Source organism: Chryseobacterium subflavum, from assembly GCF_055762745.1.
Genome location: NZ_JBVTMR010000003.1, coordinates 456,549 through 481,281 on the forward strand (window position 1 = coordinate 456,549; position 24,733 = coordinate 481,281).

Annotated in this window: 24 protein-coding genes and 1 other RNA gene; 14 read left to right on the forward strand and 11 right to left on the reverse strand. The window is 35.8% G+C overall.

Annotated features, from left to right (window positions below):
- Nucleotides 1-86 precede the first annotated feature (86 nt).
- The 3 genes from AC0INN_RS15595 to AC0INN_RS15605 all read right to left on the reverse strand — a co-directional run bounded on the left by AC0INN_RS15595 (nucleotide 87) and on the right by AC0INN_RS15605 (nucleotide 4,461).
- On the reverse strand, nucleotides 87-980 hold the full coding sequence (locus tag AC0INN_RS15595) for a ribokinase (RefSeq protein WP_172280083.1): 894 nt from the start codon (nucleotides 978-980) through the stop codon (nucleotides 87-89).
- Between the two features lie 57 nt (nucleotides 981-1,037).
- On the reverse strand, nucleotides 1,038-1,673 hold the full coding sequence (locus AC0INN_RS15600; protein ID WP_273649131.1) for a DUF4241 domain-containing protein: 636 nt from the start codon (nucleotides 1,671-1,673) through the stop codon (nucleotides 1,038-1,040).
- A gap of 172 nt (nucleotides 1,674-1,845) precedes the next feature.
- Entirely contained in the window at nucleotides 1,846-4,461 is a 2,616-nt protein-coding gene (locus AC0INN_RS15605) for a valine--tRNA ligase (RefSeq protein WP_273649133.1), read from the reverse strand.
- Between the two features lie 129 nt (nucleotides 4,462-4,590).
- Between AC0INN_RS15605 and AC0INN_RS15610 the strand changes: the two genes are divergently transcribed.
- Nucleotides 4,591-5,061, forward strand: coding sequence for a DUF1573 domain-containing protein (locus AC0INN_RS15610; protein ID WP_172280089.1), 471 nt, complete (start codon nucleotides 4,591-4,593; stop codon nucleotides 5,059-5,061).
- A gap of 77 nt (nucleotides 5,062-5,138) precedes the next feature.
- Nucleotides 5,139-6,008, forward strand: coding sequence for a PPK2 family polyphosphate kinase (locus tag AC0INN_RS15615; protein WP_273649135.1), 870 nt, complete (start codon nucleotides 5,139-5,141; stop codon nucleotides 6,006-6,008).
- A 130-nt stretch (nucleotides 6,009-6,138) separates the two neighbouring features.
- Here AC0INN_RS15615 and rnpB read toward each other — a convergent pair.
- Nucleotides 6,139-6,462, reverse strand: an RNA gene (rnpB, locus tag AC0INN_RS15620) — RNase P RNA component class A.
- A gap of 214 nt (nucleotides 6,463-6,676) precedes the next feature.
- Here rnpB and AC0INN_RS15625 point away from each other — a divergent pair.
- Genes AC0INN_RS15625 through AC0INN_RS15635 form a run of 3 tightly spaced genes read left to right on the forward strand, consistent with a single transcriptional unit; the run spans nucleotide 6,677 to nucleotide 9,520 of the window.
- A complete protein-coding gene (locus AC0INN_RS15625; RefSeq protein ID WP_172280093.1) occupies nucleotides 6,677-7,168 on the forward strand; it encodes an RNA polymerase sigma factor in 492 nt (163 codons plus the stop codon).
- Nucleotides 7,161-7,835 carry a beta-carotene 15,15'-monooxygenase gene (locus AC0INN_RS15630; RefSeq protein WP_273649139.1) on the forward strand — a complete coding sequence of 225 codons (675 nt, stop codon included), beginning with the start codon at nucleotides 7,161-7,163 and terminating at the stop codon, nucleotides 7,833-7,835. Before AC0INN_RS15625 ends, AC0INN_RS15630 begins: the two co-directional genes overlap by 8 nt.
- A 59-nt stretch (nucleotides 7,836-7,894) precedes the next feature.
- A complete protein-coding gene (locus tag AC0INN_RS15635; protein ID WP_306613969.1) occupies nucleotides 7,895-9,520 on the forward strand; it encodes an AMP-binding protein in 1,626 nt (541 codons plus the stop codon).
- A 43-nt stretch (nucleotides 9,521-9,563) separates the two neighbouring features.
- Here AC0INN_RS15635 and rpoN read toward each other — a convergent pair whose 3' ends face one another.
- The gene (gene rpoN, locus AC0INN_RS15640) at nucleotides 9,564-11,027 is read right to left on the reverse strand and encodes an RNA polymerase factor sigma-54 (protein ID WP_172280097.1); all 1,464 of its coding nucleotides are present in this window, start codon (nucleotides 11,025-11,027) and stop codon (nucleotides 9,564-9,566) included.
- 158 nt (nucleotides 11,028-11,185) lie between these two features.
- On the reverse strand, nucleotides 11,186-12,634 hold the full coding sequence (asnS, locus tag AC0INN_RS15645; RefSeq protein ID WP_172280099.1) for an asparagine--tRNA ligase: 1,449 nt from the start codon (nucleotides 12,632-12,634) through the stop codon (nucleotides 11,186-11,188).
- Nucleotides 12,635-13,095: 461 nt separating this feature from the next.
- Between asnS and AC0INN_RS15650 the strand changes: the two genes are divergently transcribed.
- Nucleotides 13,096-13,200, forward strand: a complete 105-nt coding sequence (locus AC0INN_RS15650; protein WP_273649143.1) for a helix-turn-helix domain-containing protein — start codon at nucleotides 13,096-13,098, stop codon at nucleotides 13,198-13,200.
- Between the two features lie 30 nt (nucleotides 13,201-13,230).
- Here the strand turns inward: AC0INN_RS15650 and rimM are convergent, their stop codons facing one another.
- Complete coding sequence (gene rimM, locus AC0INN_RS15655; protein WP_172280103.1) at nucleotides 13,231-13,773, reverse strand: ribosome maturation factor RimM; 543 nt, start codon at nucleotides 13,771-13,773, stop codon at nucleotides 13,231-13,233.
- 12 nt (nucleotides 13,774-13,785) lie between these two features.
- The gene (locus AC0INN_RS15660; protein ID WP_172280105.1) at nucleotides 13,786-14,355 is read right to left on the reverse strand and encodes a 30S ribosomal protein S16; all 570 of its coding nucleotides are present in this window, start codon (nucleotides 14,353-14,355) and stop codon (nucleotides 13,786-13,788) included.
- Between the two features lie 229 nt (nucleotides 14,356-14,584).
- Here AC0INN_RS15660 and AC0INN_RS15665 point away from each other — a divergent pair, with 229 nt between their 5' ends.
- Nucleotides 14,585-16,201, forward strand: a complete 1,617-nt coding sequence (locus AC0INN_RS15665) for a serine hydrolase (RefSeq protein WP_306613974.1) — start codon at nucleotides 14,585-14,587, stop codon at nucleotides 16,199-16,201.
- A gap of 38 nt (nucleotides 16,202-16,239) precedes the next feature.
- Here the strand turns inward: AC0INN_RS15665 and AC0INN_RS15670 are convergent, their stop codons facing one another.
- The 3 genes from AC0INN_RS15670 to AC0INN_RS15680 form a co-directional block, all read right to left on the reverse strand.
- A complete protein-coding gene (locus tag AC0INN_RS15670; protein ID WP_273649147.1) occupies nucleotides 16,240-16,752 on the reverse strand; it encodes a nitroreductase family protein in 513 nt (170 codons plus the stop codon).
- A 137-nt stretch (nucleotides 16,753-16,889) separates the two neighbouring features.
- Complete coding sequence (locus AC0INN_RS15675) at nucleotides 16,890-17,339, reverse strand: hypothetical protein (protein WP_172280109.1); 450 nt, start codon at nucleotides 17,337-17,339, stop codon at nucleotides 16,890-16,892.
- A gap of 110 nt (nucleotides 17,340-17,449) precedes the next feature.
- On the reverse strand, nucleotides 17,450-17,980 hold the full coding sequence (locus tag AC0INN_RS15680) for an SRPBCC family protein (protein WP_273649149.1): 531 nt from the start codon (nucleotides 17,978-17,980) through the stop codon (nucleotides 17,450-17,452).
- Between the two features lie 183 nt (nucleotides 17,981-18,163).
- Between AC0INN_RS15680 and AC0INN_RS15685 the strand changes: the two genes are divergently transcribed.
- From AC0INN_RS15685 to AC0INN_RS15715, 7 genes are all read left to right on the forward strand, one after another.
- Nucleotides 18,164-20,182: a M3 family metallopeptidase gene (locus tag AC0INN_RS15685; RefSeq protein WP_306613977.1), complete on the forward strand. Its 2,019-nt coding sequence runs from the start codon at nucleotides 18,164-18,166 to the stop codon at nucleotides 20,180-20,182.
- Nucleotides 20,183-20,250: 68 nt separating this feature from the next.
- Complete coding sequence (locus tag AC0INN_RS15690; protein ID WP_306613979.1) at nucleotides 20,251-20,982, forward strand: class I SAM-dependent methyltransferase; 732 nt, start codon at nucleotides 20,251-20,253, stop codon at nucleotides 20,980-20,982.
- A gap of 82 nt (nucleotides 20,983-21,064) precedes the next feature.
- A complete protein-coding gene (locus tag AC0INN_RS15695; protein WP_306613980.1) occupies nucleotides 21,065-22,495 on the forward strand; it encodes an RCC1 domain-containing protein in 1,431 nt (476 codons plus the stop codon).
- 20 nt (nucleotides 22,496-22,515) lie between these two features.
- A complete protein-coding gene (locus AC0INN_RS15700; RefSeq protein WP_306613981.1) occupies nucleotides 22,516-22,875 on the forward strand; it encodes a hypothetical protein in 360 nt (119 codons plus the stop codon).
- Entirely contained in the window at nucleotides 22,875-23,183 is a 309-nt protein-coding gene (locus tag AC0INN_RS15705) for a hypothetical protein (RefSeq protein ID WP_306613983.1), read from the forward strand. Before AC0INN_RS15700 ends, AC0INN_RS15705 begins: the two co-directional genes overlap by 1 nt.
- A gap of 305 nt (nucleotides 23,184-23,488) precedes the next feature.
- On the forward strand, nucleotides 23,489-24,472 hold the full coding sequence (locus AC0INN_RS15710) for a serine hydrolase domain-containing protein (protein WP_306614236.1): 984 nt from the start codon (nucleotides 23,489-23,491) through the stop codon (nucleotides 24,470-24,472).
- 37 nt (nucleotides 24,473-24,509) lie between these two features.
- Nucleotides 24,510-24,710: a YqaE/Pmp3 family membrane protein gene (locus tag AC0INN_RS15715; protein ID WP_194304243.1), complete on the forward strand. Its 201-nt coding sequence runs from the start codon at nucleotides 24,510-24,512 to the stop codon at nucleotides 24,708-24,710.
- Nucleotides 24,711-24,733: the final 23 nt, after the last annotated feature.

Consider the following 24,733-nt stretch of genomic DNA (forward strand, 5'->3'; position numbering starts at 1 on the left):
GTAAAAAGAAAAAATCCACTCAAAAGTGGAAATTTTTACTGTTTATTTTATGTTAATTATATACTTTCGATATGTACCAAATAGCTTTAAATAACATAATCGGACATTCTAGGCAATCCGGTTTGCGATCCTTTTCTCGTAGAGACTTTTAAAGAAACTTCATTTCCAAACTTTACACACTCCTCAATAGGATTATTATGACATAAGGCTATGGCAAATCCGGATGTAAATGCATCTCCCATTCCCATTTTATGTACCGTTTTATTATCGTTATGGTTTCTGAAGTATTTCATTTCAGTTCCATCAAAATAAATCGTGGAATTCGTATCATCTCTTACAAAAACTTTATTAAAATATTTTTCAAGAACCCGCTCTTTTTCCTCCTCACCAAAAACAATATAGAGTTCACTACTTTTTACGATTACAAAATCTACATTTTCCAGTACTTCTTCACTAAGCTTCATAGCCGGTGAAGCATAGAGACCAACTTTTTTTCCGTATTTTTTTGCCTTTCTAATGGTATATTCAACAACTTCTATAGAAACTTCTAACTGAACCAGGATAAGATCTGCCGTAGGAAAATACCGGTCTGCATCTTCAATATGTTTGGTACTTAAAAGCTTATTTGCAGCCGGTACCACAACAATGGCAGCATTACCATCAGAAGTCGTCACATAAGCTGTTCCTGTAGCTTCTTTGTCTGTTTCTGCAACAAATCCCACATTCACATTTTCATTCACCAGATTACGCATAATTTGCTGTCCCAGTGGGTCCATTCCCACACATCCAATGAAATAAACACTGGCTCCCAATCTTGCAGTTCCTACAGCCTGATTGGCTCCTTTTCCACCAAAATAACTATCCGAATTAATGGCTAAAACAGTATCGTTAGGAGCCGGAAGTTTTTCAGTTTCCAGAACAAGATCTATGGAAGAGCTGCCAACAACTATAATTTTGGGTTGTACTGAGGAAAAGTTCATTGCGGTTAAATTGGTTTATACAAAAATAAAAAATTAGGAATACTAATATAACAATAATTAACTTATTTCAATAAATTCCGTAACTACCTTTACAGGCGCATTATTTTTATCATACGCGATATAGCTGGCATAGAAACCTTCTCCATATCCTGTCTCGAAAGCAAAGATAGTTCCCGGATGCTCATCCGCAGGTTTCAAAAAGGCATATTGATCGATCGCTCCGTTTTCATCGAAAAAATATTCGTGGAAAAACTCCTCATAAATTCCTATAAAGTCGGCACCTTTACTGTGATACAATCTTTTTTCCAGTTCATTAAGTTTTTCTTGGGTATCAACATCCATAAAACAACCCATCCCACTTTCTACAGGATAACCAAATATCTCACCCTCTGCAAGGTCTTTTATATCCTGACCGGAAGTAGTTGCCAATTTCCATTCTGTGATTTCTGAGTGACTGAAAATAATTTCAGCATAGGCTACGCAGTTACTTTCTCTCTCCTTATGTAATAGAACTGCAAAATCCCCTTTTGGGAAATCTGTAGTAAAAGGCTGCATATCATTTGTGATCAAGGGGTCACAAGCTACCAATTTTCCACTGGAAAGGTAAATTTTCCCAACCTCAAAGCTTTCTAACAATGGACTTTCTACAAAATCTCTTGAAAACAGCTTTTTTATATTCTCTACGTGCGTCATTTTTATTGTCTTTAGTTATTTTGGCAGCTCATCTGCTCTTCAGATATTATGTCTGAACTACTGTATTAAATTCACAAAAGAAGACAAGTTAAACTGGTCTTCTTTTATGGATATAGTTTCCGGGATTGTCCGGATTGATATTTGTTTTATTTCAAGATAAGTGCCAAAAGATTTATAAGCTCTTCAGCTTCTCTTCCAAAATAGCAATTTTATCCTGTGCATCTTTCTGTTTCTTACGCTCCGCTTCTACAACCTCTGCTTTAGCATTGGCAACAAATTTTTCGTTGGAGAGCTTTTTTTCTACAGAAATTAAAAATCCTTTCAAATACTTTATTTCATCTTCCGTTTTTGTTTTCTCTTCAGCAAGATCCAGATTTTCGCTCAATGGAATGGACACTTCGGTAGCACCTACCAGGAATGTAAAACTTGGTTTATTTGTTTTTTCACCAAAATAAATGTCTGAAATATTCGCCAGTTTTCTGATAACAGCTTCATTGGCAAACTCTGAAGAACCCGTATAAATTTCAGCTGCCTCTTTAGGAGAAATTCCCTTCGTCTGGCGATAGTTTCTAACTCCTGAAATAAGTTCCTGAGCCATTTCAAAGTTTTTGATAATAGTCTCATTAAATTCTCCTGCTTTTTTCTGCTGAGAGATAATCAACGCTTCCTCTATACTTCTTTCCGAAATCGTCTGCCATAATTCTTCCGTAAGGAATGGCATAAAAGGATGAAGTAATTTCATTAATTCTTCAAAGAAATAAATAGTCTTTTCGTATACTTCTCTCGAAATCCCTTCACCATAATTAGGTTTGATAGCCTCCAGATACCACGAACAGAAATCATCCCAGATTAACTTATAAACCAAATGCAAAGCATCAGAAATTCTGAATTTCTCAAACTGATCATTAATTTCAGCAATCGCTTTGTTCAATTTATTTTCGAACCACTCTATTGTCTCGTTTTCCGTTACGTTAGCCGGTTTATCTTCATGATTCCACATATTGATTAATCGGAAAGCACTCCAGATCTTGGTCATGAAATTTCTCCCCTGAAGCATAAGATCTTCATCAAAAAGGAGATCATTTCCTGCAGCTGCACTTAGTAAGATTCCAACACGCACACCATCAGCACCATATTTATCAATTAATTCCAAAGGATCCGGTGAGTTTCCTAAAGACTTGGACATCTTTCTTCTTTGCTTATCTCTAACAATACCGGTAAAATAAACGTTTTTAAAAGGAACTGTCTTTTTATATTCTAATCCGGCCATGATCATTCTCGCTACCCAGAAGAAAATAATATCCGGACCTGTTACCAGATCAGAAGTAGGATAATAATACTGAATATCTTTATTTTCAGGATCAAGAAGCCCGTCAAATACAGACATAGGCCATAGCCATGATGAGAACCAGGTATCTAAAGCATCCTGATCTTGTGTAAGGCTTTCAGCTGTAAGATTTTGGTTCCCTGTTTTTTGTTTTGCTAATTCTAAAGCTTCTTCTTTTGTTTCTGCAACTACAAAATCTTCATCTCCGCTTCCATAATAATAAGCAGGGATCTGCTGCCCCCACCAAAGCTGGCGGGAAATATTCCAGTCACGGATGTTTTCCATCCAATGTTTATAGGTATTTTTGAATTTTTCAGGATAAAACTTAATTTCATCGTCCATTACTACATCCAAAGCAGGCTGAGCAAGTTCAGACATTTTCAGGAACCATTGAACAGAAATTTTAGGCTCGATCACTGCTCCTGTTCTTTCAGAAGTACCTACCTTATTTACATAATCCTCAGCTTTTAAAAGAAGATCTTTTTCTTCCAACTCTTTTGCAATCTGTTTTCTTACCTCAAACCTGTTTTTCCCGGCATAATGTAATCCATACTCATTAAGATTTCCATCATCATCTAAAGCATCAATCATTTTCAACTGATGTTTTTGCCCGATCTCGTAGTCATTGGTATCGTGAGCAGGAGTAATTTTCAGTGCCCCGGTTCCAAATTCAATATCCACATATTCATCTTCGATGATAGGTACCGCACGGTTCACGATAGGTACGATCACATTTTTACCTTTCAGGTGAGCATATCTTTCATCATTAGGATTGATACAAACAGCAGTATCCCCAAAGATTGTTTCAGGACGCGTCGTCGCAACAGAAAGGAATTCTTCTGAACCTTCTATTTTATATTTCAGGAAATATAATTTCCCGTTCTGTTCTTTAAATATTACTTCCTCATCAGATATGTTCGTTTTTGCTTCCGGATCCCAGTTAACCATTCTGTAGCCTCTGTAGATCAATCCTTTATTATAAAGATCAACAAAACTTTTAATTACCTGTGCTGAAAGCTTATCCTCCATCGTAAATCTGGTTCTGTCCCAGTCGCATGAACAACCCAATTTTTTCAGCTGTTCGAGGATGGTTCCCCCATATTTGTCAGTCCATTCCCATGCATGTTTTAAAAACTCCTCACGGGTAATATCAGATTTATTGACTCCCTCAGATTTCAGTTTAGCAACAACTTTAGCTTCAGTAGCAATTGAAGCGTGATCTGTTCCCGGAACCCAGCAGGCATTAAAGCCCTGCATTCTTGCACGGCGGACCAGAACATCCTGAATGGTATTGTTCAACATATGTCCCATGTGTAAGATCCCCGTCACGTTTGGCGGAGGAATTACGATGGTATATGGTGGCTTGTCATTAGGCTCCGAATGGAAAAACTTGTTTTCCAACCAGTAGTTGTACCATTTTTGTTCTGTTTCCTGTGGATTATACTTTTCTGAAATCTGCATAAATTCTATTTCTTTAGCTTACAATTTGCAAAAATAGCTTAAAGAAAAAAAATTTTCAGTATGAATTAAAATAATTTTTAACTTTGTTTCTTAAAGTTTATCTAAACAAACATATTAACATTCAAGAATATGAAAAAATTAATTGCAGGAATTGCACTATTTGGAACATTTGCTATTGCATCTGCACAAACTATTACTTTTGATAAAACCACTTTCGATTATGGTACTATTAAGCCTAGTGCAGACGGTACAAGATTTTTTACAGTAACTAACACAGGTGATAAGCCTTTGGTAATTTCTAACGTAAAACCTTCTTGTGGATGTACAACTCCTGAATTTAGTACAGATCCTGTAATGCCAGGAAAATCTGCTAAAATCAAAGTTGGATACAATACGACAATCAACGGACCATTCAACAAAATGATTGAAGTATTTTCTAATGACCCGGCAAACAGCAGAAGTGTAATTTACATCAAAGGAAATGTAGATGCTAACGCTCCTGAAGTTGCAGCTACTCCTGCAAAGGTTGAAACTGCAGCAGATGCTAAAGCGGCAAAAAAAGCGGCTAAGGCAGCAAAAAAAGTTGCTGCGGCAAAATAAGCTCTACTCAGAAAAAATAAAAAAACCGTCTACACGTAGACGGTTTTTTTATTACATTTATTTCAAATATATAAGTTATGGACACCAATTTCTCAGACGATTTTGAAGTAAAAGGAAAATTTTCCATCAAAAAAACCTCAACGGAATATAAGGGACCTCTTACTAAACAAGAGGGACAGGCAATGCTGGCTATAGAAAAAGAAAAACTTCGTAACCTTCAGGAGAAGTTGTATGCGGATGGAAGCCAGTCTCTCCTTATCATCTTACAGGCGATGGATGCCGCAGGAAAAGACAGTCTTATTGAGCATGTGTTTGGTGGAGTAAATCCACAGGGCTGTAATGTAACAAGTTTTAAAACCCCAAGTTCAAAGGAATACGCCCATGATTTTTTATGGAGACATTATATTGCACTACCTCAAAAAGGAATGATCGGAATCTTTAACCGTTCACATTATGAAAGTGTTTTGGTTTGTAAGGTGCACCCGGAATACAATCTCAGTGAAAAAACATGGAAGTCCGTAAAAGATTTTGACGCCAAATTCTGGGAAAACAGATATGAGAGTATAAGAAATTTCGAAAAACACCTCTCTCAGAACGGAACTAAAATCATTAAAATATTTTTAAATGTTTCAAAAAAGGAACAAAAGCAAAGGCTGCTGGACAGAATTAACGAGCAAGAAAAAAACTGGAAGTTCTCGGCTGCTGATCTTCCGGAAAGGGCATTGTTTGATCAATATATGAGCGCTTATGAGCAGGCTATTAATGAGACTTCAAAAGATTATGCTCCGTGGTATGTGTTACCTGCAGACAATAAATGGTTTGCAAGAGTAGCCGCTATCCAGATCATTATTGATGCATTAGAAAAGATGGACCTTAAATATCCGGCACTTTCTGATAAGGACAAGAAAGGACTTGTTGATGCTAAAAAAGCCCTTGAGAACGAATAGCATCATAAACAATGCTTCAACTTGTAAAATTCATATTTTCAAGTCGATATTAATTATCTTAACAGGCTCAGAAATACAAAAGCGGGGAATAATCCCCGCTTTATTTATAGTCATTTCGTTATCTAAAAAAATCACGAGAAAATCTATAAGCCGGATTTTGTACTTCCTGAGAAGTGCCTGTTATTTATCTGCGTCTTACATTGCTGCAAAACTTTTGCTGATTACCCCTCGGCTTTCAGAGCGAGCAACTCCTATTTTCATTACTGAAAAGAACCGATATACTTATCATTGCACCGCAAAGAGTTTACCTGGTTTCACTACAGCCGAACTGTACTTGCTTTCTGTTGCACTTGTCCTACCCTCACGGGTGACGGATGTTATCCGCTTTGCTGCTCTATGGTGTCCGGACTTTCCTACCCTTGCCGAAACAAAGATCAACAGGCCGATTTTCTCGTGGGCGCAAAGATACGAATTAAAGGCTTTACATTATATGTTATGACGATTACTTATAAGCCTGCCGAACAATACGCTTTCTTAATCAAAGACAAACAATCCGATAAAGCTTAAGTATATGGTAAGTGCCGATTACCAAAACTTGCAATTTATAATTCATAACCCTTCACTAATTAGCACATTATTATTATCTTCGTGCCGTTATACATCTAATTGTGATTTCCAGAGAAAAAGAATTTGCGCAGCTCATAAAAGATAATCAGGGATTGATTATCAAAGTTTCGCGTCTTTATACCAATTCTCTGGAAGATGAAGAAGATCTCTTTCAGGAAATTGTCCTGCAGCTTTGGAGAAGCTATGACTCCTTTAAAGGGAACTCAAAGATCTCCACATGGATGTATCGTGTTGCCTTAAATACAGCCATTACCCTTTTCAGAAAAAAAAGCAAGAGCCTTCCTACAAATGAGCTGGACATCAATCATAAAGACTTCATTGAGGATGATGATGAAAAACAACAGCAGATTTCACTTCTATACACCGTGATCAAGACATTGCCTAATGTAGAAAGAGCTATTGTAATGATGTATTTAGATGATTTGCCCTATAAGGATATCGCAGAAAACCTCGGGATAACTGAGGTAAATGCCCGTGTGAAAATGAACAGATTAAAGAAAACCCTTAAAGAACAGATGGAAAAATATGCCTGATTTTGATTTAGACAGCTTTAAGAAAACATGGCAGGAACAGCCTGTTCAGCAAAAATACGACAATAGTGAGATTCTTAATATGCTCAACAGAAAGTCACGTAACTACGTGAAATATATTTTCTGGATAAGTGTTTTTGAATTTTTACTTTTCTCCGTAATGGGGCTATTTTATTTCTTTCAGGGAGAAGAAACCAATGGATTCCTCAACGTTTTAGAAAAACTGGGTGCTCGAAAAACTCCCGAAGTGGAAAACAGTTTTGACAAGATATATCTGATCCTTAAGATTCTTAGTTTACTTGTTACTGCCTATTTTGTCTATAAATTTTATCAGAATTATCGAAGAATAAAAATCGAAGAAAACCTTAAAGGCCTTATTACCCGAATTATTAAGTTCAAGAAGACGGTTAATGCCTTTATTTTAATCAGTATTGTTTTACTCGTTGCTTTTACTTCTATTTTTACAGTCTTTATTTTTTATGCGTTAAACTCTCAAAATGTAGAACCTGCCAACTCGGCCGTTATAATTTTCATCATAGGTACTGTATTGAGTACCGGACTGTGTGTTTTGCTGATCTGGTTATACTACAGACTTGTTTATGGAATTATCATGAGAAAACTTGATAAGAATCTTGCACAGCTAAGAGACATTGATTCCCTGGAAAATTAACTTTTCCCAGGCGCTATCTTAGGATTTATTTGTTATTTTAGATCAATAAATCTTTTTGTATGGCTTTATCTTATGTATCCGGAGCTTCAAATATTCCTTTACTTGGAGAAACAATCGGTAAAAACCTTAAAAGAACAGTTGAAAAATACCCTGATCATGAAGCTTTAGTTTCTGTTCAGCAGAACTATCGATCAAGCTACAAAGAATTTTATTACCAGACCACAGCCGTTGCTAAAGCTCTTATTCACTTAGGCACAAAATCTGGTGACAGGATAGGAATCTGGTCTGCCAACAGGTATGAATGGGTACTGCTTCAATATGCTACTGCAAGAATTGGCAGCATTTTAGTGAATATAAATCCTGCATACAGAACTCACGAACTCACATACGTTCTCAATCAGTCAGAAGTTCGTTTTATCTTTTCTTCTTTATCCTTTAAGACCAGTAATTATAAAGAAATGGTTGAATATGCAAAGGAAGTATGCCCTACATTGGAAGGTGCTATTTTCTTTGACGACAGTTGGGAACAGTTTCTGGAAAAAGGAAATTCAGTTTCCGATGAAGCCTTACGAAATTTTGAAGAAAATATCGAATTTGATGATCCCGTCAATATCCAATATACATCCGGTACAACCGGTTTTCCCAAAGGAGTTACCCTTTCCCATCATAATATCCTGAATAATGGTTACTTTATCGGAATACGGCTGCATTACACAGAAAAGGATAGAGTTTGTATTCCAGTACCTTTTTATCATTGCTTTGGGATGGTTATAGGAAACATTTGTTGTACTGCACATGGCGCCTGTATTGTAATTCCCAATGAGAGCTTTGATCCGGACATTACCCTACAGGTGGTTTCTGATGAAAAATGCACGTCATTATACGGAGTTCCTACCATGTTTATCGCCGAATTGGCAGTAAAAGATTTTAATACATTTGATTTCTCTAATTTAAGAACCGGAGTTATGGCAGGGTCTGTATGTCCACCAGAAATTATGAAAAAGGTGGAAAGTCTTATGAATATCAAAGAAATGAGTATTTGCTATGGAATGACGGAAACCTCACCGGTTTCAACCCAGACATTAATAGGAACATCTTTGGAAAAACAGGTAAGTACCGTGGGTACCGTTCAAGATCACCTTGAAATAAAAATCATAGATGAGAATGGCAGAACGGTGGAACGTGGTGAGCATGGCGAACTTTGTACCCGGGGATACTCTGTAATGCTCAAGTACTGGAATGATCCGGAAAATACAAGAAAGGTTATTGATGATGCCCGATGGATGCATACCGGCGACCTTGCTGTAATGGATTCTGAAGGTTATATTACCATTTCCGGAAGAATAAAAGATCTCATTATCCGTGGCGGTGAAAATATTTCCCCAAAGGAAATTGAAGATTTTCTATATACCTATCCCAACATCCTGGATGTGCAGATTATAGGTGTTCCCAGCGAAAAGTTCGGAGAAGAAGTAATGGCATGGGTGAAGGTGAGGAATGGCTTTGATGTGACCGAAGATGAACTTCTTAACTACTGTACCGGGAAGATTGCCCATTACAAGATCCCTAAATACTGGAAATTTGTAGAAGAATTCCCAATGACGATTTCAGGAAAAATAAGAAAGGTTGAAATGCGTGAAATCTCTGTCAAAGAATTAAAACTAGACCACTTAAGGAACAATTAATATAACCATAAAAAATGCCCGGCTCTCCGGGCATTTATATTTTTTAAAGTTCTTTTCTTAATCTTGCAACTGGAATGTTAAGTTGTTCCCTGTATTTTGCAATTGTTCTTCGGGCAATATTATATCCCTGTTCTTTTAAGATAACCACTAAGGCATCATCGGTAAGAGGCTTTCTTTTATTTTCTTTACTGATCACTTCCTGAAGATGAGTTTTAATTTCTTTAGTAGAAACTTCTTCTCCATCATCGTTTGTTAAACTGTCAGAAAAAAGGTCTTTAAGATAAATAATACCGTTTGGTGTATCAGCATATTTACTTTTTACTACTCTTGAAATCGTAGAAATATCAAAACCTGTGATATCTGCAATATCTTTAAGAATCATCGGTTTTAGAGATTTTTCATCTCCGGTAATAAAATATTCCTTCTGAAACTTTACAATAGCCGTAATCGTCTGCAATAAGGTATTCTGACGCTGGTTGATTGCATCAATATACCATTTCGCTGCATCCAGCTTTTGCTTGATAAATAATGCAGCTTGTTTATGCTCTGAAGAGTTTTTATCATGAGAATAGGTGGTAAGGATATCTTTATACTCCTCAGAAACCCTTAATGTAGGTGCATTCTTACTATTAAGCATCGGAATAACCACCCCATCCTTCACCTGAATTACAAAATCCGGGATAATTTCCTGATTGATCGTTATCGTTTGCGTATCAAAATTACCTCCGACTTTAGGAGATAGTTTCGAAATTTCTTCCAGAGCATCTTTCAGATCTTCTTCTTCGATATCATACTTCTGGATGATTTTATTATAATGCTTATTGGTTAAAGCATCAAACTGATGTCTCAAAATATTAGCTGCTAAAGAAACAGCTTTATCCGAACTTACCTTCTTCTCGATTTGCAGAAGAAGACATTCCTGTAATCCCCTAGCTCCTACTCCCGGCGGGTCCAGTTTCTGTACATAATTTTCCAGAATATCTTCAGCCTTTTCTATAGTTGTATAAATACCCTGTGAGAAAGCAAGATCATCTACAATAGACTTGATCTCCCTTCTAAGGTATCCATCGGTATCCAGATTCCCAATGATATACTCGGCAATTTTTATGTCCTCAGGATTGATGTTGGCCAGGTGGATCTGTTCCAATAGATAATCATATAGAGACTGCCCTTCGGTCAGAAGGCTTTCATTATCGAATTCCTCATCGTCCGCAGAATAATTACTCGAAGCAGTTTTATAGCTTGGCTCATCGTCATAGATATATTCATTCACATCAAAATCAGTTTCAATGCTTTCATTTCCTTCATTCTCATAAGAATCCTCAAGAGAAGCATAATCATCCTCTTTAGATTCCTCCTTTGCGATTTCCAGGGCTGGGTTTTCTTCTAACTCTCTCTCCAGTTCCTCTTCAAATTCCAAAGTATGGAGTTGAATCAGCTTCATTAATTGGATCTGCTGAGGAGCCAACTTTTGTCCTAGTTTGAGTTGTAAGTGTTGTTTAAGCATATTACTCTTTGTGTTTTAACATAAGATATTCCACGAATTTAATCAATTTTTTTTAAAAATTTCATATTTAGCATGATTTTTGCATTATATAATTTAACATAATAAGCTATTATTAAAAATAAAAAAGCCTTAAATTAAATTTAAGGCTTTTTTTGTATCTAGAATTCAGCACTTTTCGGCGTTCTTGGAAAAGGAATCACGTCTCTGATATTCGTCATCCCTGTTACAAAAAGAACAAGCCTTTCCAGACCTAATCCAAATCCTGAGTGAGGTACCGAACCAAATTTTCTGGTATCCATATACCACCAAAGTTCTTCTTCCTCAACATGCATTTCCTTCATTTTCTGTCTAAGAACCTCAATTCTTTCCTCCCTTTCAGAACCTCCGATGATTTCTCCGATTCCAGGGAAAAGAACATCCATTGCTCCTACTGTTTTGTTATCATCATTCAAACGCATGTAGAATGCTTTGATATCTTTCGGATAATCAAAAAGAACTACCGGACTTTCAAAATGTTTCTCTACCAGGAACCTTTCATGCTCAGACTGGAGATCAGCCCCCCAGCTTTCGATTGGGAACTGGAATTTTCCTTTCTTATTCTCTTTAGAATTCAATAATATTTCAATAGCTTCCGTATAGCTTACACGCATAAAACGTTTAGCCACTACATTTTGAAGCTTCTCTATAAGACCTTCTTTAGCTCTTTCCTTTTCAGGCTTAGCTTTTTGTTCTTCGGCAAATCTTTTATCTAAAAATTCAAGATCATCTTTACAGTTATCCAATACATACTGGATCACATATTTCAGGAAATCTTCTGCCAGATCAATGTTATCTTCAAGGTTGTTGAAAGCAACCTCTGGCTCTACCATCCAGAATTCCGCAAGGTGACGGGTAGTATTTGAATTTTCAGCACGGAACGTAGGTCCGAAGGTATAAATCCTTCCCAATCCCATTGCAGCAGTTTCGCCTTCCAGCTGTCCGGAAACAGTAAGATTGGTTTGCTTTCCAAAGAAATCCTGACTATAATCAATAGCTCCATCTTCTGTTCTCGGAATATTATTCAGATCAAAACCAGTCACCCCGAACATCTCTCCCGCTCCTTCAGCATCTGCACCTGTAATGATCGGTGTATGAATGTTGAAAAACTGATTTTTGTTAAAGAATGAATGAATAGCAAAAGTTACCGCATGACGTACTCTGAATACAGCCCCAAATAAATTGGTTCTGAATCTTAAATGCGCCTGCTCACGAAGTTTTTCCAGACTGTGTTTCTTTGGCTGAAGAATCGTTGTCTGTAGCTCCTCCGTAAAGTTATCTCCTAAAATAACAATCTTCTTAGCAATAATCTCTACCGTTTGTCCTGCACCCTGGCTTTCAACAACCTCTCCTACCACTTTTAGGGAAGAAGCTGTACTGATCTTATTAATAAGAGCCTCATCAAAATTTTCAAAATCAACAACTATTTGCAAATTATTAATTGTAGATCCATCATTTAATGCTATAAAGCGATTTGAACGGAAAGCTTTTACCCAACCGTATACCGTAATGTCATGATGTAATACCTTTTTGTAATCCTGTAGGATTTCTTTAATCGTTTGCTTTTTCATTTGTTGATTATAAATTTTCGTATAAAAATTAATGTCTGCAAAGTTACAAAAAAACAGCGCAAGTTGATGATTGCGTCGTCTTTAAAAAATCACCGACCCATTATTTAATATAAAATCTATTATTTACCTGATTTTAATTAAAAAACAGGCCTCATTCTTTGTTTTTCACAGCTTATTTTCCGTGCTGGGGAAAAGCTCAACAACACCATACCGTCACTTTGAAAGTAACTAAGTGATTAGATCAATCAAATCAATTTTCAAATATTTGCCAATGATTTAATAGTTTCTAAACAATTGCATTGTAAAATACCATATAAGAGCCGATTAATAATTTAATAGAAAAATGATAATGAACACACTTCGTAAAGGTGAATTTTCGGGCAAACCAATCAAACTCTTTATTTTGATGGTTTAACCAAAATTAAAAGTAAATAAATCACTTGATTTTCTTCATAGAAATTATGGATCCCCTAACAGATATTGCTCTTGAATGCGGTTTTTCTGATCAGAGCCATTTCATCCGTTGCCTCAGGGAAAACATGGGAGTTACCCCCGTTAAAATATAGAAATCTTTTAAATAAGTAATGCAATATATTTTACTCGTCCTTCTTAGATGGAACTAGAAAGACATCAATAAGCCCTTCAGGCAATTGCATCTTAATAAACCTTTCTTCTCTGTTTACTTCGAGAATCCAGTCTTTAATGATAGGAATAACAACTTCTTTTCCATCCAGGTTGGTTACAAAATACGTTTGAGCCGTCTGATCATTGATTGAACGAATAACACCACAGTCATTATCATGTTCATCAAAAATAGTAAAACCAATTACTTCGTGGTAATAAAATTGTTTTCCGGTGAGTTTAGGAAGGGAAGCAAGCGGTAAGTATACACTTTTCCCCAATGACTGATCCACTAATGCTTCAGAAGAGTTTCTAAACGCAATATTCAGAGCATCAGACTTGCTCCAGGATGATTTTTCAATAAAAAAAGGAACCAATAGTCCGTTGATTTCAACGAATATTGATTCCAGTTTATTGTAAAGTTCGGGTTGATCGGTATCCAATTTAAGGATAACGTTTCCCGCAAGGCCATGTCTGCGTGTGATTTTACCTAAAAAGTAGCAATCTTCTTTACGCATACAGGGTGTTTCTTAAGCTTCAGTGTTTTCTTCAGTTTCAGCAGCTGGAGCCTCTCCTTCTGCAGTTTCTTCAGCAACAACTTCTTCAGCAGGTGCATTAGCAGCTTCCTCAGCAGCTTTAGCATCAGCCTCAGCTTGTGCAGCAGCAGCTAGTCTAGCTTCATTTACTTTAACTTCAGCTTCTAAAGCAGCTTTTTTAGCATCAGCCTGAGCTTTAGATAAACCTTCTACTTTCCCTTGCACTTTTTGTTCTTTAGCATCTACCCAAGCAGCAAATCTTTTTTCAGCCTCAGCCTCATCAAAAGCTCCTTTAGCAACACCACCTTGTAAGTGTTTTTTGTAAAGTACTCCTTTGTAAGAAAGGATAGCTCTTGCAGTATCAGTTGGTTGAGCACCGTTGTTTAACCACTTTACAGCAGAATCAACGTTCAAATCAATTGTTGCAGGGTTAGTAATTGGGTTGTAAGTTCCTAGTTTTTCGATGAATCTACCGTCTCTTCTAGCTCTAGCATCTGCAACCACGATGTGGAAAAAAGGTTTTCCTTTTTTACCGTGTCTTTGTAATCTGATTTTTACTGACATAATGTTTGAATTTTAAGGGAACTCGTCCCAGTTAAATATTTAAGTGTGCAAAGATAAATAAAATTTCTAATGTATCAATAAAAATGTAATAATTTATCTGTCTTATCGTATAACAAGTAAAAAAGAAATCCGAATTACAGCCAGGTTCGGTTAAAGTGGAAACAATTATTTTTGGAGACAGGTCCCGGATACATTTTTTTTTAGATCTTTGGGAACAAAATCTAAATTGATGAAAAATTTATTGCTGTTTGCTACAATTCTGTTGTTCTGCCAAAATGTACAAAGTCAATCTAAAGAGGAAAAGATTGAAAAATTAATTAGCGCTTACAGCCAACTCAATCGTTTTAACGGGAGTGTTCTGGTCTCAGAAAAAGGAAAAATAATTTTTGAAAAAAGTTACGGTATCAAAAACTTCCAAACACAGGAAAAAAACACCAATCAAAGTATCTACAGAATATACTCTACAACAAAGTCATTTACTGCAACGACAATTTTACTATTAAATGACATGGGAAAATTATCCTTACAGGATAAACTGACAAAGTATTTCCCTAACTTTCCAAAAGGAGATAGTATCACTATTGAACAATTATTAACTCATACTTCCGGAATTCAGAATAATGCTAATCCTGAAGATACAAAAGATGAGAAAACATTTATAAATTTTATAAAAGCTCAACCCTTGGATTTTTCTCCCGGAAGCCAATGGAATTACAGTAATTCCAACTATTATTTATTAGGATATATCATCAACAAGACTGCTGGAATGTCTTACCAGAAAGCTATTCAAAAGTACATTCTCGATCCGTTAAAAATGACCAATACCGGTTTTGGGTTTAAAGAATTGAAAAATAAAAACAAAACAACGGGGTATGAATTTTTATCAAAGAATAATTTCCAGGAAGGTATAGTCTATGATTACGACCATCCCCATACTGCAGGAGCAATATATTCTACAGTGGAAGATTTGTATAAATACGAGGAGGGACTTAAAAGTTATAAAATTCTGAAAAAGGAAACTTTAGAAAAAGCACAAACACCATTTCATAATTACCATTATGGTTATGGCTGGGATATGTCTCCGATAAAAGGAAAAGAAACTGTTGGGCATGATGGTGGTGGCCCTGGATTCGTTTCAAGATTCTTTACAATTCCACAAGACAACATCAGCATTATCATATTAAGCAATCTGCGAGATGACAGTCTTTATTCAATGACAAGCAAAATAGTCTCTATTTTTTATAACCTGCCTTATCAGATTCCTACCCGTATTAACATTGATTTCAACAGGCTAAATCAATTAAAAGGAATTTACAACACCTCAGACTCTAATTTTTATATTTCCGTTAATGATGGTATGCTTACTTTGGTTGATTCTGACACAAGAAACAAGGTTTTCTTCCCGGAAAGTGACAGGAAGTTTTACACTGAAGATAATGACGGGAACAAAATTCGATTTGAATTTGAATCTGATAAAGACGGAAAAGTCAATTTGTTAAAAATAACCTCTCCAGATGGGAAGATCACAGAAGCTAAAAAGACCAGTGATTCTTTTTCTTGGGGAATTACAGGAAGTGCTACTCCAAACGGATGGGGCGGACCAGATATAAAATTAATTTCTGAGAACAAAAACACCAATATTTTGAAAGCTCAAAATATCCTTTTGAAACCGGGTGAAATAAAGTTCAGAAGCAATAATGAATGGGTAATAGAATTAGGTATCAACGGATATGGGAAACTGGTAGAACATGGCAATAATATAAAAATAGCCAATGAAGGTACTTATGATGTAATTTTGGATATGACCGATGAAACTAATCCTACCTATCAGGTGATTAAAAAATAACTTCCTTCGGTAGAATTAATTTCACAGACATAATTAATTTAATCCTGTCTTCCCATATAGAAAAGCCCTAAACATCTTTGGTTTTCTTCAATGGTTAAAGAATCTTTCAGGTGATTGACAATTCCAGGAGAACTCCAATAACACCCTATTTCATTGGCTGTGCAAGTAAGATACATATTCTGTACAGCCATTGAAACAGCTGCTATTTCCTCCCATTCCGGTACCATTCCACTGAAGTTGACGACAATGGAAACAACAACATCAGCTTTGTTTATTTTAAAGCCTATGTCATCATATTTCTTCTGCAGGAAAGTTTGTTCGGACTGGGTTGCTTTGTAAATATTCTGCATTTCTAAAGCCAGCTGAGCTTTTTCTTCACCCCGGAAGGTTTTAAAACGCCATGGTTTTGTACGTTTATGATTCGGAGCCAGTGTTGCGGAATGTAAAATCTCATCAAGGATATCCTGAGAGATTTTTGTTTCGGTATAATCTTTAGGGAAGATACTTCTTCTTTGTTCTATGATCTCTTTTAGAATTTCTGCTTTATTCATAGAGACAAAATTACGAAAAAGTTGATGTGAGACGATTGCGAATAAGCATATTATTAATTATGAATATTAATTTTTCTTATTCAGTAATCGCCGTATTATTGATGTTTAATGATAATCATAAAATACATGGTACTAATTTAAAGTACTTCAACAATTTTCTGATGAATATTATTCAAGGTAAAAGCATCTCCCGGTTTCATTCCCATCATCTTTTTAGCCATGGGGCTTTGCGGTGAAATGGCATAGAAACGATCTCCTTCAAAAAAGAATTCACCCAAAGAAACCGAAATGTAAAATCTTGCTTTATTGGTTATCACCAAAGAACCCAATTGAACTTTTTCCGTGGCATTATTTAGAACTTTCGACATATTCCTTTTCAGGTCATTAAGTGCTCCAAGCTGCTTCTGCATCTGATAAATTTCTTCCTGCATTTCTTCGCGCATGCTGTCATATTTTGGAGTCTTCTTAATGTCTCGGCTCGCATCCAAAGTGAATTCTATAAAATTCTTTAGCTTCTCAATCTTTTCGGCGATCACGTTTTTAACATAATTTCTTATGTCACTTTTCTCAAATACGATCTTCTCCATAAATCTAATCTTTACATAAAGATAATATTTTTTTAAATAAATATATTTATCTCCGAAAAATTAAAAATCAGGTTTAAAAAGCCCTGTCTGCTGACAAGGCTTTTCTTATTTTACCGCTCTGTTAATTTCTTAAGTTCCCCGAGCCCCTGATCAAAAGTCTTTCCCATCTGGCTATCCATCATAGGCTTCATAGGTTTCATCATAGTGCTGAGCTCATCATCCATAGTCCAGGTTACTTTAGTTCCGTTTCCTTCCGGAGTCAGGATAAAATTTGCAACTGCTTCACCTTCGAAAGGTCTGATAAAGTGAAGTTTACTGGTTATTTTTTCATTGGGGGTTACTGCAGTAACGGTTTGTACTCCTTCTCCAACATCGTTATTCCCCTTCCATTTGTAAGAATCTCCTACTTCACCACTGGTACCGGAATAGCTGATTGCAATATTTTTATCCGGCTTAATGAAAGGATTCCAAGTATTGAAAGCTTTTGTAGACCCAACATGTTCCCATACTTTTTCCTTCGGAGCATTGATAACTACTGATCTTTCGAAATGATACTTGTTGCCGAAAGCCACCATAGCAAATACGGCATACAAAATAGCTAAAACAATGAGTATCCCTAAGATTTTCAAAATTGTTTTCATAGTTTTTAGATTTTAATGTTAAGCCAAAATTACGCATTCCTGTTATAACGCTGCTTTTCTTATGACAAGATTATGCTGATCGCTACTTTTTGTCATAACCGATAATTAAGGCATTATTTTTGACGAACTCATGCTTTATCAATTTTTATAAAAATTAAGTTTACATCAATAAAAAATAGAATAATGAATATTTTAACAGAAAACTTCAAAACACCTTACCATACTGCTCCTTTTGATCAAATTAGAAATGAAGATTATCTTCCCGCTTTTAAAGAACTAATACAGAGATCTGAGGAAGAAATCAACGCTATTGTTGATAATAATGAAGCTCCCACATTTGAGAATGTTATTGAAGCACTCGCCTACTCCGGTGAAAAATTAGATATTCTTTCCAATATTTTTTTCAATGTAAATTCTGCGGAAACAAACGATGAATTACAGCAAATCGCAGAAGAAGTTTCACCTATTTTAAGTGAATATTCTTCAAAAATTTCGCAAAACGAAGCACTCTTCAGCAAAATCAAAAAAGTGTATGAAGAGAAGGAGAAATATAACCTTAACGAAGAGCAGCAAATGCTTTTGGAGGAAACCTATAAAGGTTTTGTACGAAGCGGTGCACTACTGAATGATGAGGACAAAGAGAAGTTAAAGAAGATCAACATGGATTTATCTTTGAAATCCCTGAAATTCGGCCAAAATGTACTGGCATCAACCAACGCCTATTTTAAGCATATTACCAACAAAGAAGATTTGGCAGGTATTCCTGAAGCCATCATAGAACAATATGCTGAAGAAGCAAAAGAAAGAAACCTAGAAGGCTGGGTCCTTACATTACAATATCCAAGCTATGTACCATTCATTACGTATGCTGAAAACCGTGAACTAAGAAAAGAACTGGCTTTGGCCAATGGTAAAAAATCTTTTGATGGCGGAGAGTTTGACAATCAAAACCTTATCAAAGAAATTATTAATCTGAAACAGAAAAAAGCAGAATTGCTCGGATATAAAAATTATGCTGACTTTGTATTAGAAGAAAGAATGGCCAAATCTCCAGCTAAAGTTTTGGATTTTTTAAATGAATTACTGACCAAAGCAAAACCTTATGCAGGAAAAGAAATTGACGAATTAAAAGGATTGGCAAAAGAAGATGGTATTGAAGAAATGCAAGGTTATGATCATCCTTTCTACGCTGAAAAACTTCGCAAAGAAAAATTTGATCTTAATGATGAAGAGCTTAAGCCTTATTTTCCTTTAAATCAGGTTCAGGATGCGGTGTTTGGATTAGCCAACAAGCTATTTGGATTATCTTTTGAGGAAAGAAACGATATTCCTAAATATCATGACGACGTAAAAACCTATGAAGTAAAAGAAAACGGAGAGTACAAATCATTGCTGTATGTCGACTACTTCCCCAGAAAAGGTAAGAGAGCAGGTGCCTGGATGACCAGCTATAAAAGTCAGTATAAAAAGAATGGTGAGAACTCACGCCCACATATTTCAATCGTCTGCAATTTCAGCAAACCTACCAAAGATACTCCAAGCTTATTAACATTTCAGGAGGTAACCACGTTATTCCATGAATTTGGCCATGCTTTACATGGTATGCTTGCCAATACCCAGTATCCAGGATTATCCGGAACTTCGGTAAAGTGGGATTTTGTGGAACTGCCGTCCCAATTCCTGGAAAATTTCTGTTATGAGCCGGAATTTTTAAAAACCTTTGCTAAGCATTATAAAACAGGTGAAGTTCTTCCTGATGATAAGATTCAGAAAATTGAACAATCTAAAAACTTCATGGAGGGATATCAGACGATGAGACAGTTAGGTTTTGGAATACTGGACATGATTTACCACACCAATGCAGGTGAATTAGAGAGTGAAAGCGTAAAGAAATTTGAAGATAAATACACCAAAGCAACCCAGCTCTATCCCACGAATCCGGAAACAGCTATGAGTCCGAGTTTCTCTCATATCTTCCAGGGTGGATATTCTGCCGGATATTATTCTTATAAATGGGCGGAAGTTCTGGATGCGGACGCATTCCAATATTTTAAAGAAAATGGAATCTTTAATCCGGAAATTGCTGCCAAATATAAAATCCTTCTGTCTTCAGGTGGAACAAAAGATCCCATGAAATTATATAAAAACTTCAGAGGAAGTGAACCGAGAGTAGAAAGTTTATTAAAAAGAGCATTTGGATAATTACCATTCTAATTATGAGGCACTAAAACCGCTAATCTATACAACAGATTCACAAGTACATTTTTATTATGAAAGAAAACAAATACGATGATCCTTCTTTTTTCAGACAATATGAAAAAATGCTTCGCTCTCAACTTGGATTGGAGGGAGCCGGAGAATGGTATGTTTTAAAGGATATGCTACCCGATTTTACAGAAAAGAATGTACTTGATCTCGGTTGTGGTTTTGGCTGGCACTGCCGATATGCTATAGAGCAAGGGGCAAAATCTGTAATTGGAATTGATCTCTCTGAAAAAATGCTTGAAAAAGCCAGAGAGATCAATAACCTAAAAGGTATTGAGTACTTTCGGAGTGCTCTTGAAGAGGTAACTTATCCAAATCAAACCTTTGATGTAATTTTAAGTTCTCTTACCTTACATTATGTAGAATTATTTGATACCATTGCTCAAAATATCTACAAATGGTTAAAACCCGGAGGTCAGTTTGTATTTTCTGTAGAACATCCTGTTTTTACTGCCGAAGGCACTCAGGACTGGAGTTATGATACCCATGGAGAAAAGCAACATTGGCCGGTGGATAACTATTTTATCGAAGGAAGGAGAAACACTACATTTCTTGGTGAAAATGTTGTTAAATACCACAGAACATTAACGACATACCTTAGCTGTTTATTAAACCAAGGATTCAAATTAAAGGAAGTTGTAGAAGCCCAACCAAGTGAGGAAATGCTCAAACAATTTTCAGAAATGAAAGATGAATTGCGAAGGCCGATGATACTCATAATGAGCTATGAAAAGTGAAATTAATTTTTAATGAAATTTTAATCTTAAGTCATTCTAAAAAAAATTATTTTTACTGCCTAAAATAAAAACACAAACAGTAATGATCAAAAAAATTAGCTTAATAGTTATCTATTTTGCGCAATACCTTCTTATTCATGCACAGGTAGGCATAGGAACAGTTTCACCAAAAGGCATTTTACACCTACAAAACACAGACAAAGAATTGGGAATCGTTATTCCAAGAGTTTCTACTGCGGAATCTGTAACAGGAGTTACTGTAAGCCAGCCTTTAGAAGGCACTCTTGTTTATGACAACAGTAAGAATTGTTTAAGGGTCAGAAATTCAGCAACAAGCTGGTCGGATTGTCTTGCAGACGAAAATGATGTAACTCCGGAAATAAGATTAGGCCGTAAAGGAAGAAAAATTGGTGTCGTTAGGGATAATGCGATGGTGTATATTAATCCTATTGATAATGATGCAGTCTATGGTCTAGGAGCAAATACCGGTGGACAAATTCCTAGCTCAAATTCCTCCAATTATTCAATACCCGTTATTAAAAACAACTCTTTCAAAGATGTTTCTATGGGACAAACTTATGGACTAGCAGTTGCTAAAGATGGAACTTTATGGGGTTGGGGAACGAATACTTATGGAAGAATCGGTGATGGAAACACCGGAAATGTTTTTGCCCCAAAAGTTATTCCGTTACCTGGTGGAGTTCTTGCAGAGCGTGTTACAGCCGGATATTTTAATGCCCTCGTTTTGGGGGTGGATAAAAAGTTATACGTTTCAGGATACTATGCTTATTCTGTAACAGGAGGTGGAGAAACAGCTGATGTGAGACCTTTTAAGAAAATAGCCTTTTTTGATGACAAGGAAGTCGTTGATATGGAGGTTGGAATGCAGCAGGCAGTAGCCGTTACCAGTGATGGAAATATTTACGTATGGGGACTAAACGGTGGATATGTAAAACGTATCGGGCTTCCTGATGGAAATGTTTATCTTCCAACTCTACTCGACACATCTTCTATATTCAATTCTGGAGAAAAAGTCTCTCAAATTACCATGGATAATACAACCAACGGTGGTGGATTTATTACCAATCAGGGAAGATATTTTACTTTTGGATACGTGTACGATTATGGAATACAAGGTGTAACCAATACTACACCCATCGAAGTTACTTCAGAACTACTCGCTGCTGATGAAAAATTTGTTGGATTTGATTTAGATTACTACGGTGTTGCCTTAATTACCAATAAAAACAGACTTTTTGTGGCAGGGCGAAACACCAATGGAAGACTTTCCACAGGTGGCACCACACATCTTAAAACTTTAACATTAGCTGATACAAGTAATATTGACGGTCAGATGATTGATGTTGCCTTTGGAGTCAGCAATATGTATATTCATGTAAAAGATAAAAATGGGAATTTCAAACTGTATGGAGCAGGAAGCGGCTCTAATAACCAATTAGGCAAAGCCGGAAATTCTGGTAACAATCCACTACTCATAGATGTTTTACAATAACACTCACAAAAAATAAACTTATGATAAAACAATTGATAATACTATTAATATTTTTCAGCCTGTGTCCATTATTTTACGCTCAGGTAGGAATAGAAACAGAAAAACCAGAAGGTATCCTTCATATAAAGAACAAAGACAATAAAAATTTAGGACTTGTACTGCCTACAGTACGGAATGTAGATTCTGTAACTACACCCGATAATATGACTCCTGTGGAAGCAACCTTAGTATATGATATGAGTAAACATTGTTTACGAATTAAAAACTCAGAGACAAACTGGTCAGATTGCCTGCTGGACAAAACGCAACTTACACAAATGTCTGCTGGTAAAAGTTTTAACAATCCTAAAAATAATATTGAAACAAATACAAATAAATAATGGCTAATAAAGTTATATTATCAGTATTTCTATTTTGTTGTGCATTAGGAAAGGCACAAGTGGCTATCGGAACGAATAAACCAGAAGGTATACTACACCTCCAAAATAGTGATAAAGAAATGGGTCTTGTTATTCCACGTGTAACCTCTGCTGAATCCACAACAGGATTAACAAGTCTGATTCCTGTTAAAGCTACGCTAGTGTATGATAATGATAAAAAGTGCCTACGGATTAAAACCTCTGAAAATACTTGGTCTGGTTGCTTAATAGACGCTAGCAAACTAAAAAAAATTTCAGCTAAAAACTGATCTAAGGATTTATAAAAAATGAAATCATATCAGGCTACCAAATTGGGTAGCCTATTTTTTACCTGTATATCCACCTTCTATTCCATTCATTTTATTCTAATAGCAATCCAAGTTACCAATACCTATAATTAATACAAAAGAAATAACTATATTGTATTGCATAGTAATGAAATTAAATTATATCTTTGTATAACACAATAGATTATTATGAGCTCAAATAAAACTTTTAACCGATTCATTTTGTTATTCTTCTTTTCTTCAAGTCTTATTTTGCACAAACTCTGGAAAAAAGGATCGATGATGTAATTCTTAAAGAATTCAGTGATGCAAAAGCTCCTGGTGGTGTATTTCAGGTTACACAAAAAGGTAAAGTCTTATATCAAAAGGCTTTTGGAAAGGCGAATCTGGAACTTGATGCTAATCTTCATGCGGATTATGTATTTGAGATCGGCTCCATGACCAAGCAATTTACTGCTATAGCCACTTTAATGCTCGAACAACAAGGAAAATTAAGCGTTAATGACCCTATTTCTAAGTACATCAAAGACTATCCGAATGGTGATAAAATTACTATTCATCATTTACTGACCCATACTTCAGGAATCAAGGATTTTACGAAAATGAAATCGATCACAACGATTGCCCAAAAGGAAATGAAGCCAGAAATGATGGTTGATTTTTTCAAAAATGAGCCGGTAGATTTTGCTCCCGGAGAAAAGTTTGATTATAACAATTCAGGATATGTTGTATTGGGTCATCTGATTGAATTAATTTCAGGAGATTCCTATGAAAATTTCATCCAGAAAAATATTTTTGATAAAGCCGGCATGAACCATTCTTATTATGCATCGGACAGAAAAATAGTTCTCAAGAGAGCATCTGGATATCATAAGAAAGAATCCGGTTACGTAAACAAGACCCTTATCAGTTTCAGTGTTCCTTTTTCCTCAGGCTCACTGATGTCCACGCTTGAAGATATGCTGAAATGGCAAAATGCATTAAATAAAAATATTTTACTAAATTCACAGGAGACCGAAAAAGCATTTCAAAAATACAGGCTTAATAATGGTGAAGAATTTACCTATGGTTATGGCTGGCACCTTAAAGACATTAACGGAGTTGCTTCCAGAGAACATGGAGGCAGTATTTTTGGATTTAAATCAATGGGGGTATATATTCCGTCAGAAGATCTGTATGTAGTAGGATTCAGTAATTGTGATTGCCATTCACCTACTGAAACGGTAAGGAATATGACCAAACTTGCACTTGAAAATATCAACAGAAATTAATTAAAAGAAAAGTATCACTATTTAAAATCTTACAATCATGTTACTAGCAATTTTATTACCCTTTTTATCTTTTATCGTTCGTGGAAAAGTCCTAACCGGAATATTATGCCTGATTTTACAGATCACTGTAATCGGCTGGGTCCCTGCTGCAATTTGGGCAGCTCTCTCCCTGAATAATGAAAGAGCAGATAAGCGAAACCGTGACCTCATCAAAGCAGTAAAAGAAAGCCAGAGATAATTATTCTAAACTTATGATGTTTG

Excerpts from the sequence above, each read along its gene's own strand:
- AC0INN_RS15610 (WP_172280089.1), top strand. The coding sequence starts at position 4,591 with ATGAAAAAATTAATTGCAGGAATTGCACTATTTGGAACATTTGCTATT.
- AC0INN_RS15595 (WP_172280083.1), bottom strand. The coding sequence starts at position 980 with ATGAACTTTTCCTCAGTACAACCCAAAATTATAGTTGTTGGCAGCTCT.
- AC0INN_RS15650 (WP_273649143.1), top strand. The coding sequence starts at position 13,096 with ATGGATCCCCTAACAGATATTGCTCTTGAATGCGGTTTTTCTGATCAG.
- AC0INN_RS15600 (WP_273649131.1), bottom strand. The coding sequence starts at position 1,673 with ATGACGCACGTAGAGAATATAAAAAAGCTGTTTTCAAGAGATTTTGTA.
- AC0INN_RS15715 (WP_194304243.1), top strand. The coding sequence starts at position 24,510 with ATGTTACTAGCAATTTTATTACCCTTTTTATCTTTTATCGTTCGTGGA.
- AC0INN_RS15670 (WP_273649147.1), bottom strand. The coding sequence starts at position 16,752 with ATGAATAAAGCAGAAATTCTAAAAGAGATCATAGAACAAAGAAGAAGT.
- rpoN (WP_172280097.1), bottom strand. The coding sequence starts at position 11,027 with ATGCTTAAACAACACTTACAACTCAAACTAGGACAAAAGTTGGCTCCT.
- AC0INN_RS15665 (WP_306613974.1), top strand. The coding sequence starts at position 14,585 with ATGAAAAATTTATTGCTGTTTGCTACAATTCTGTTGTTCTGCCAAAAT.
- AC0INN_RS15705 (WP_306613983.1), top strand. The coding sequence starts at position 22,875 with ATGGCTAATAAAGTTATATTATCAGTATTTCTATTTTGTTGTGCATTA.
- AC0INN_RS15630 (WP_273649139.1), top strand. The coding sequence starts at position 7,161 with ATGCCTGATTTTGATTTAGACAGCTTTAAGAAAACATGGCAGGAACAG.
- AC0INN_RS15605 (WP_273649133.1), bottom strand. The coding sequence starts at position 4,461 with ATGCAGATTTCAGAAAAGTATAATCCACAGGAAACAGAACAAAAATGG.
- AC0INN_RS15680 (WP_273649149.1), bottom strand. The coding sequence starts at position 17,980 with ATGAAAACAATTTTGAAAATCTTAGGGATACTCATTGTTTTAGCTATT.
- AC0INN_RS15675 (WP_172280109.1), bottom strand. The coding sequence starts at position 17,339 with ATGGAGAAGATCGTATTTGAGAAAAGTGACATAAGAAATTATGTTAAA.
- AC0INN_RS15660 (WP_172280105.1), bottom strand. The coding sequence starts at position 14,355 with ATGTCAGTAAAAATCAGATTACAAAGACACGGTAAAAAAGGAAAACCT.
- rimM (WP_172280103.1), bottom strand. The coding sequence starts at position 13,773 with ATGCGTAAAGAAGATTGCTACTTTTTAGGTAAAATCACACGCAGACAT.
- AC0INN_RS15690 (WP_306613979.1), top strand. The coding sequence starts at position 20,251 with ATGAAAGAAAACAAATACGATGATCCTTCTTTTTTCAGACAATATGAA.
- asnS (WP_172280099.1), bottom strand. The coding sequence starts at position 12,634 with ATGAAAAAGCAAACGATTAAAGAAATCCTACAGGATTACAAAAAGGTA.
- AC0INN_RS15685 (WP_306613977.1), top strand. The coding sequence starts at position 18,164 with ATGAATATTTTAACAGAAAACTTCAAAACACCTTACCATACTGCTCCT.
- AC0INN_RS15695 (WP_306613980.1), top strand. The coding sequence starts at position 21,065 with ATGATCAAAAAAATTAGCTTAATAGTTATCTATTTTGCGCAATACCTT.
- AC0INN_RS15615 (WP_273649135.1), top strand. The coding sequence starts at position 5,139 with ATGGACACCAATTTCTCAGACGATTTTGAAGTAAAAGGAAAATTTTCC.
- AC0INN_RS15700 (WP_306613981.1), top strand. The coding sequence starts at position 22,516 with ATGATAAAACAATTGATAATACTATTAATATTTTTCAGCCTGTGTCCA.
- AC0INN_RS15635 (WP_306613969.1), top strand. The coding sequence starts at position 7,895 with ATGGCTTTATCTTATGTATCCGGAGCTTCAAATATTCCTTTACTTGGA.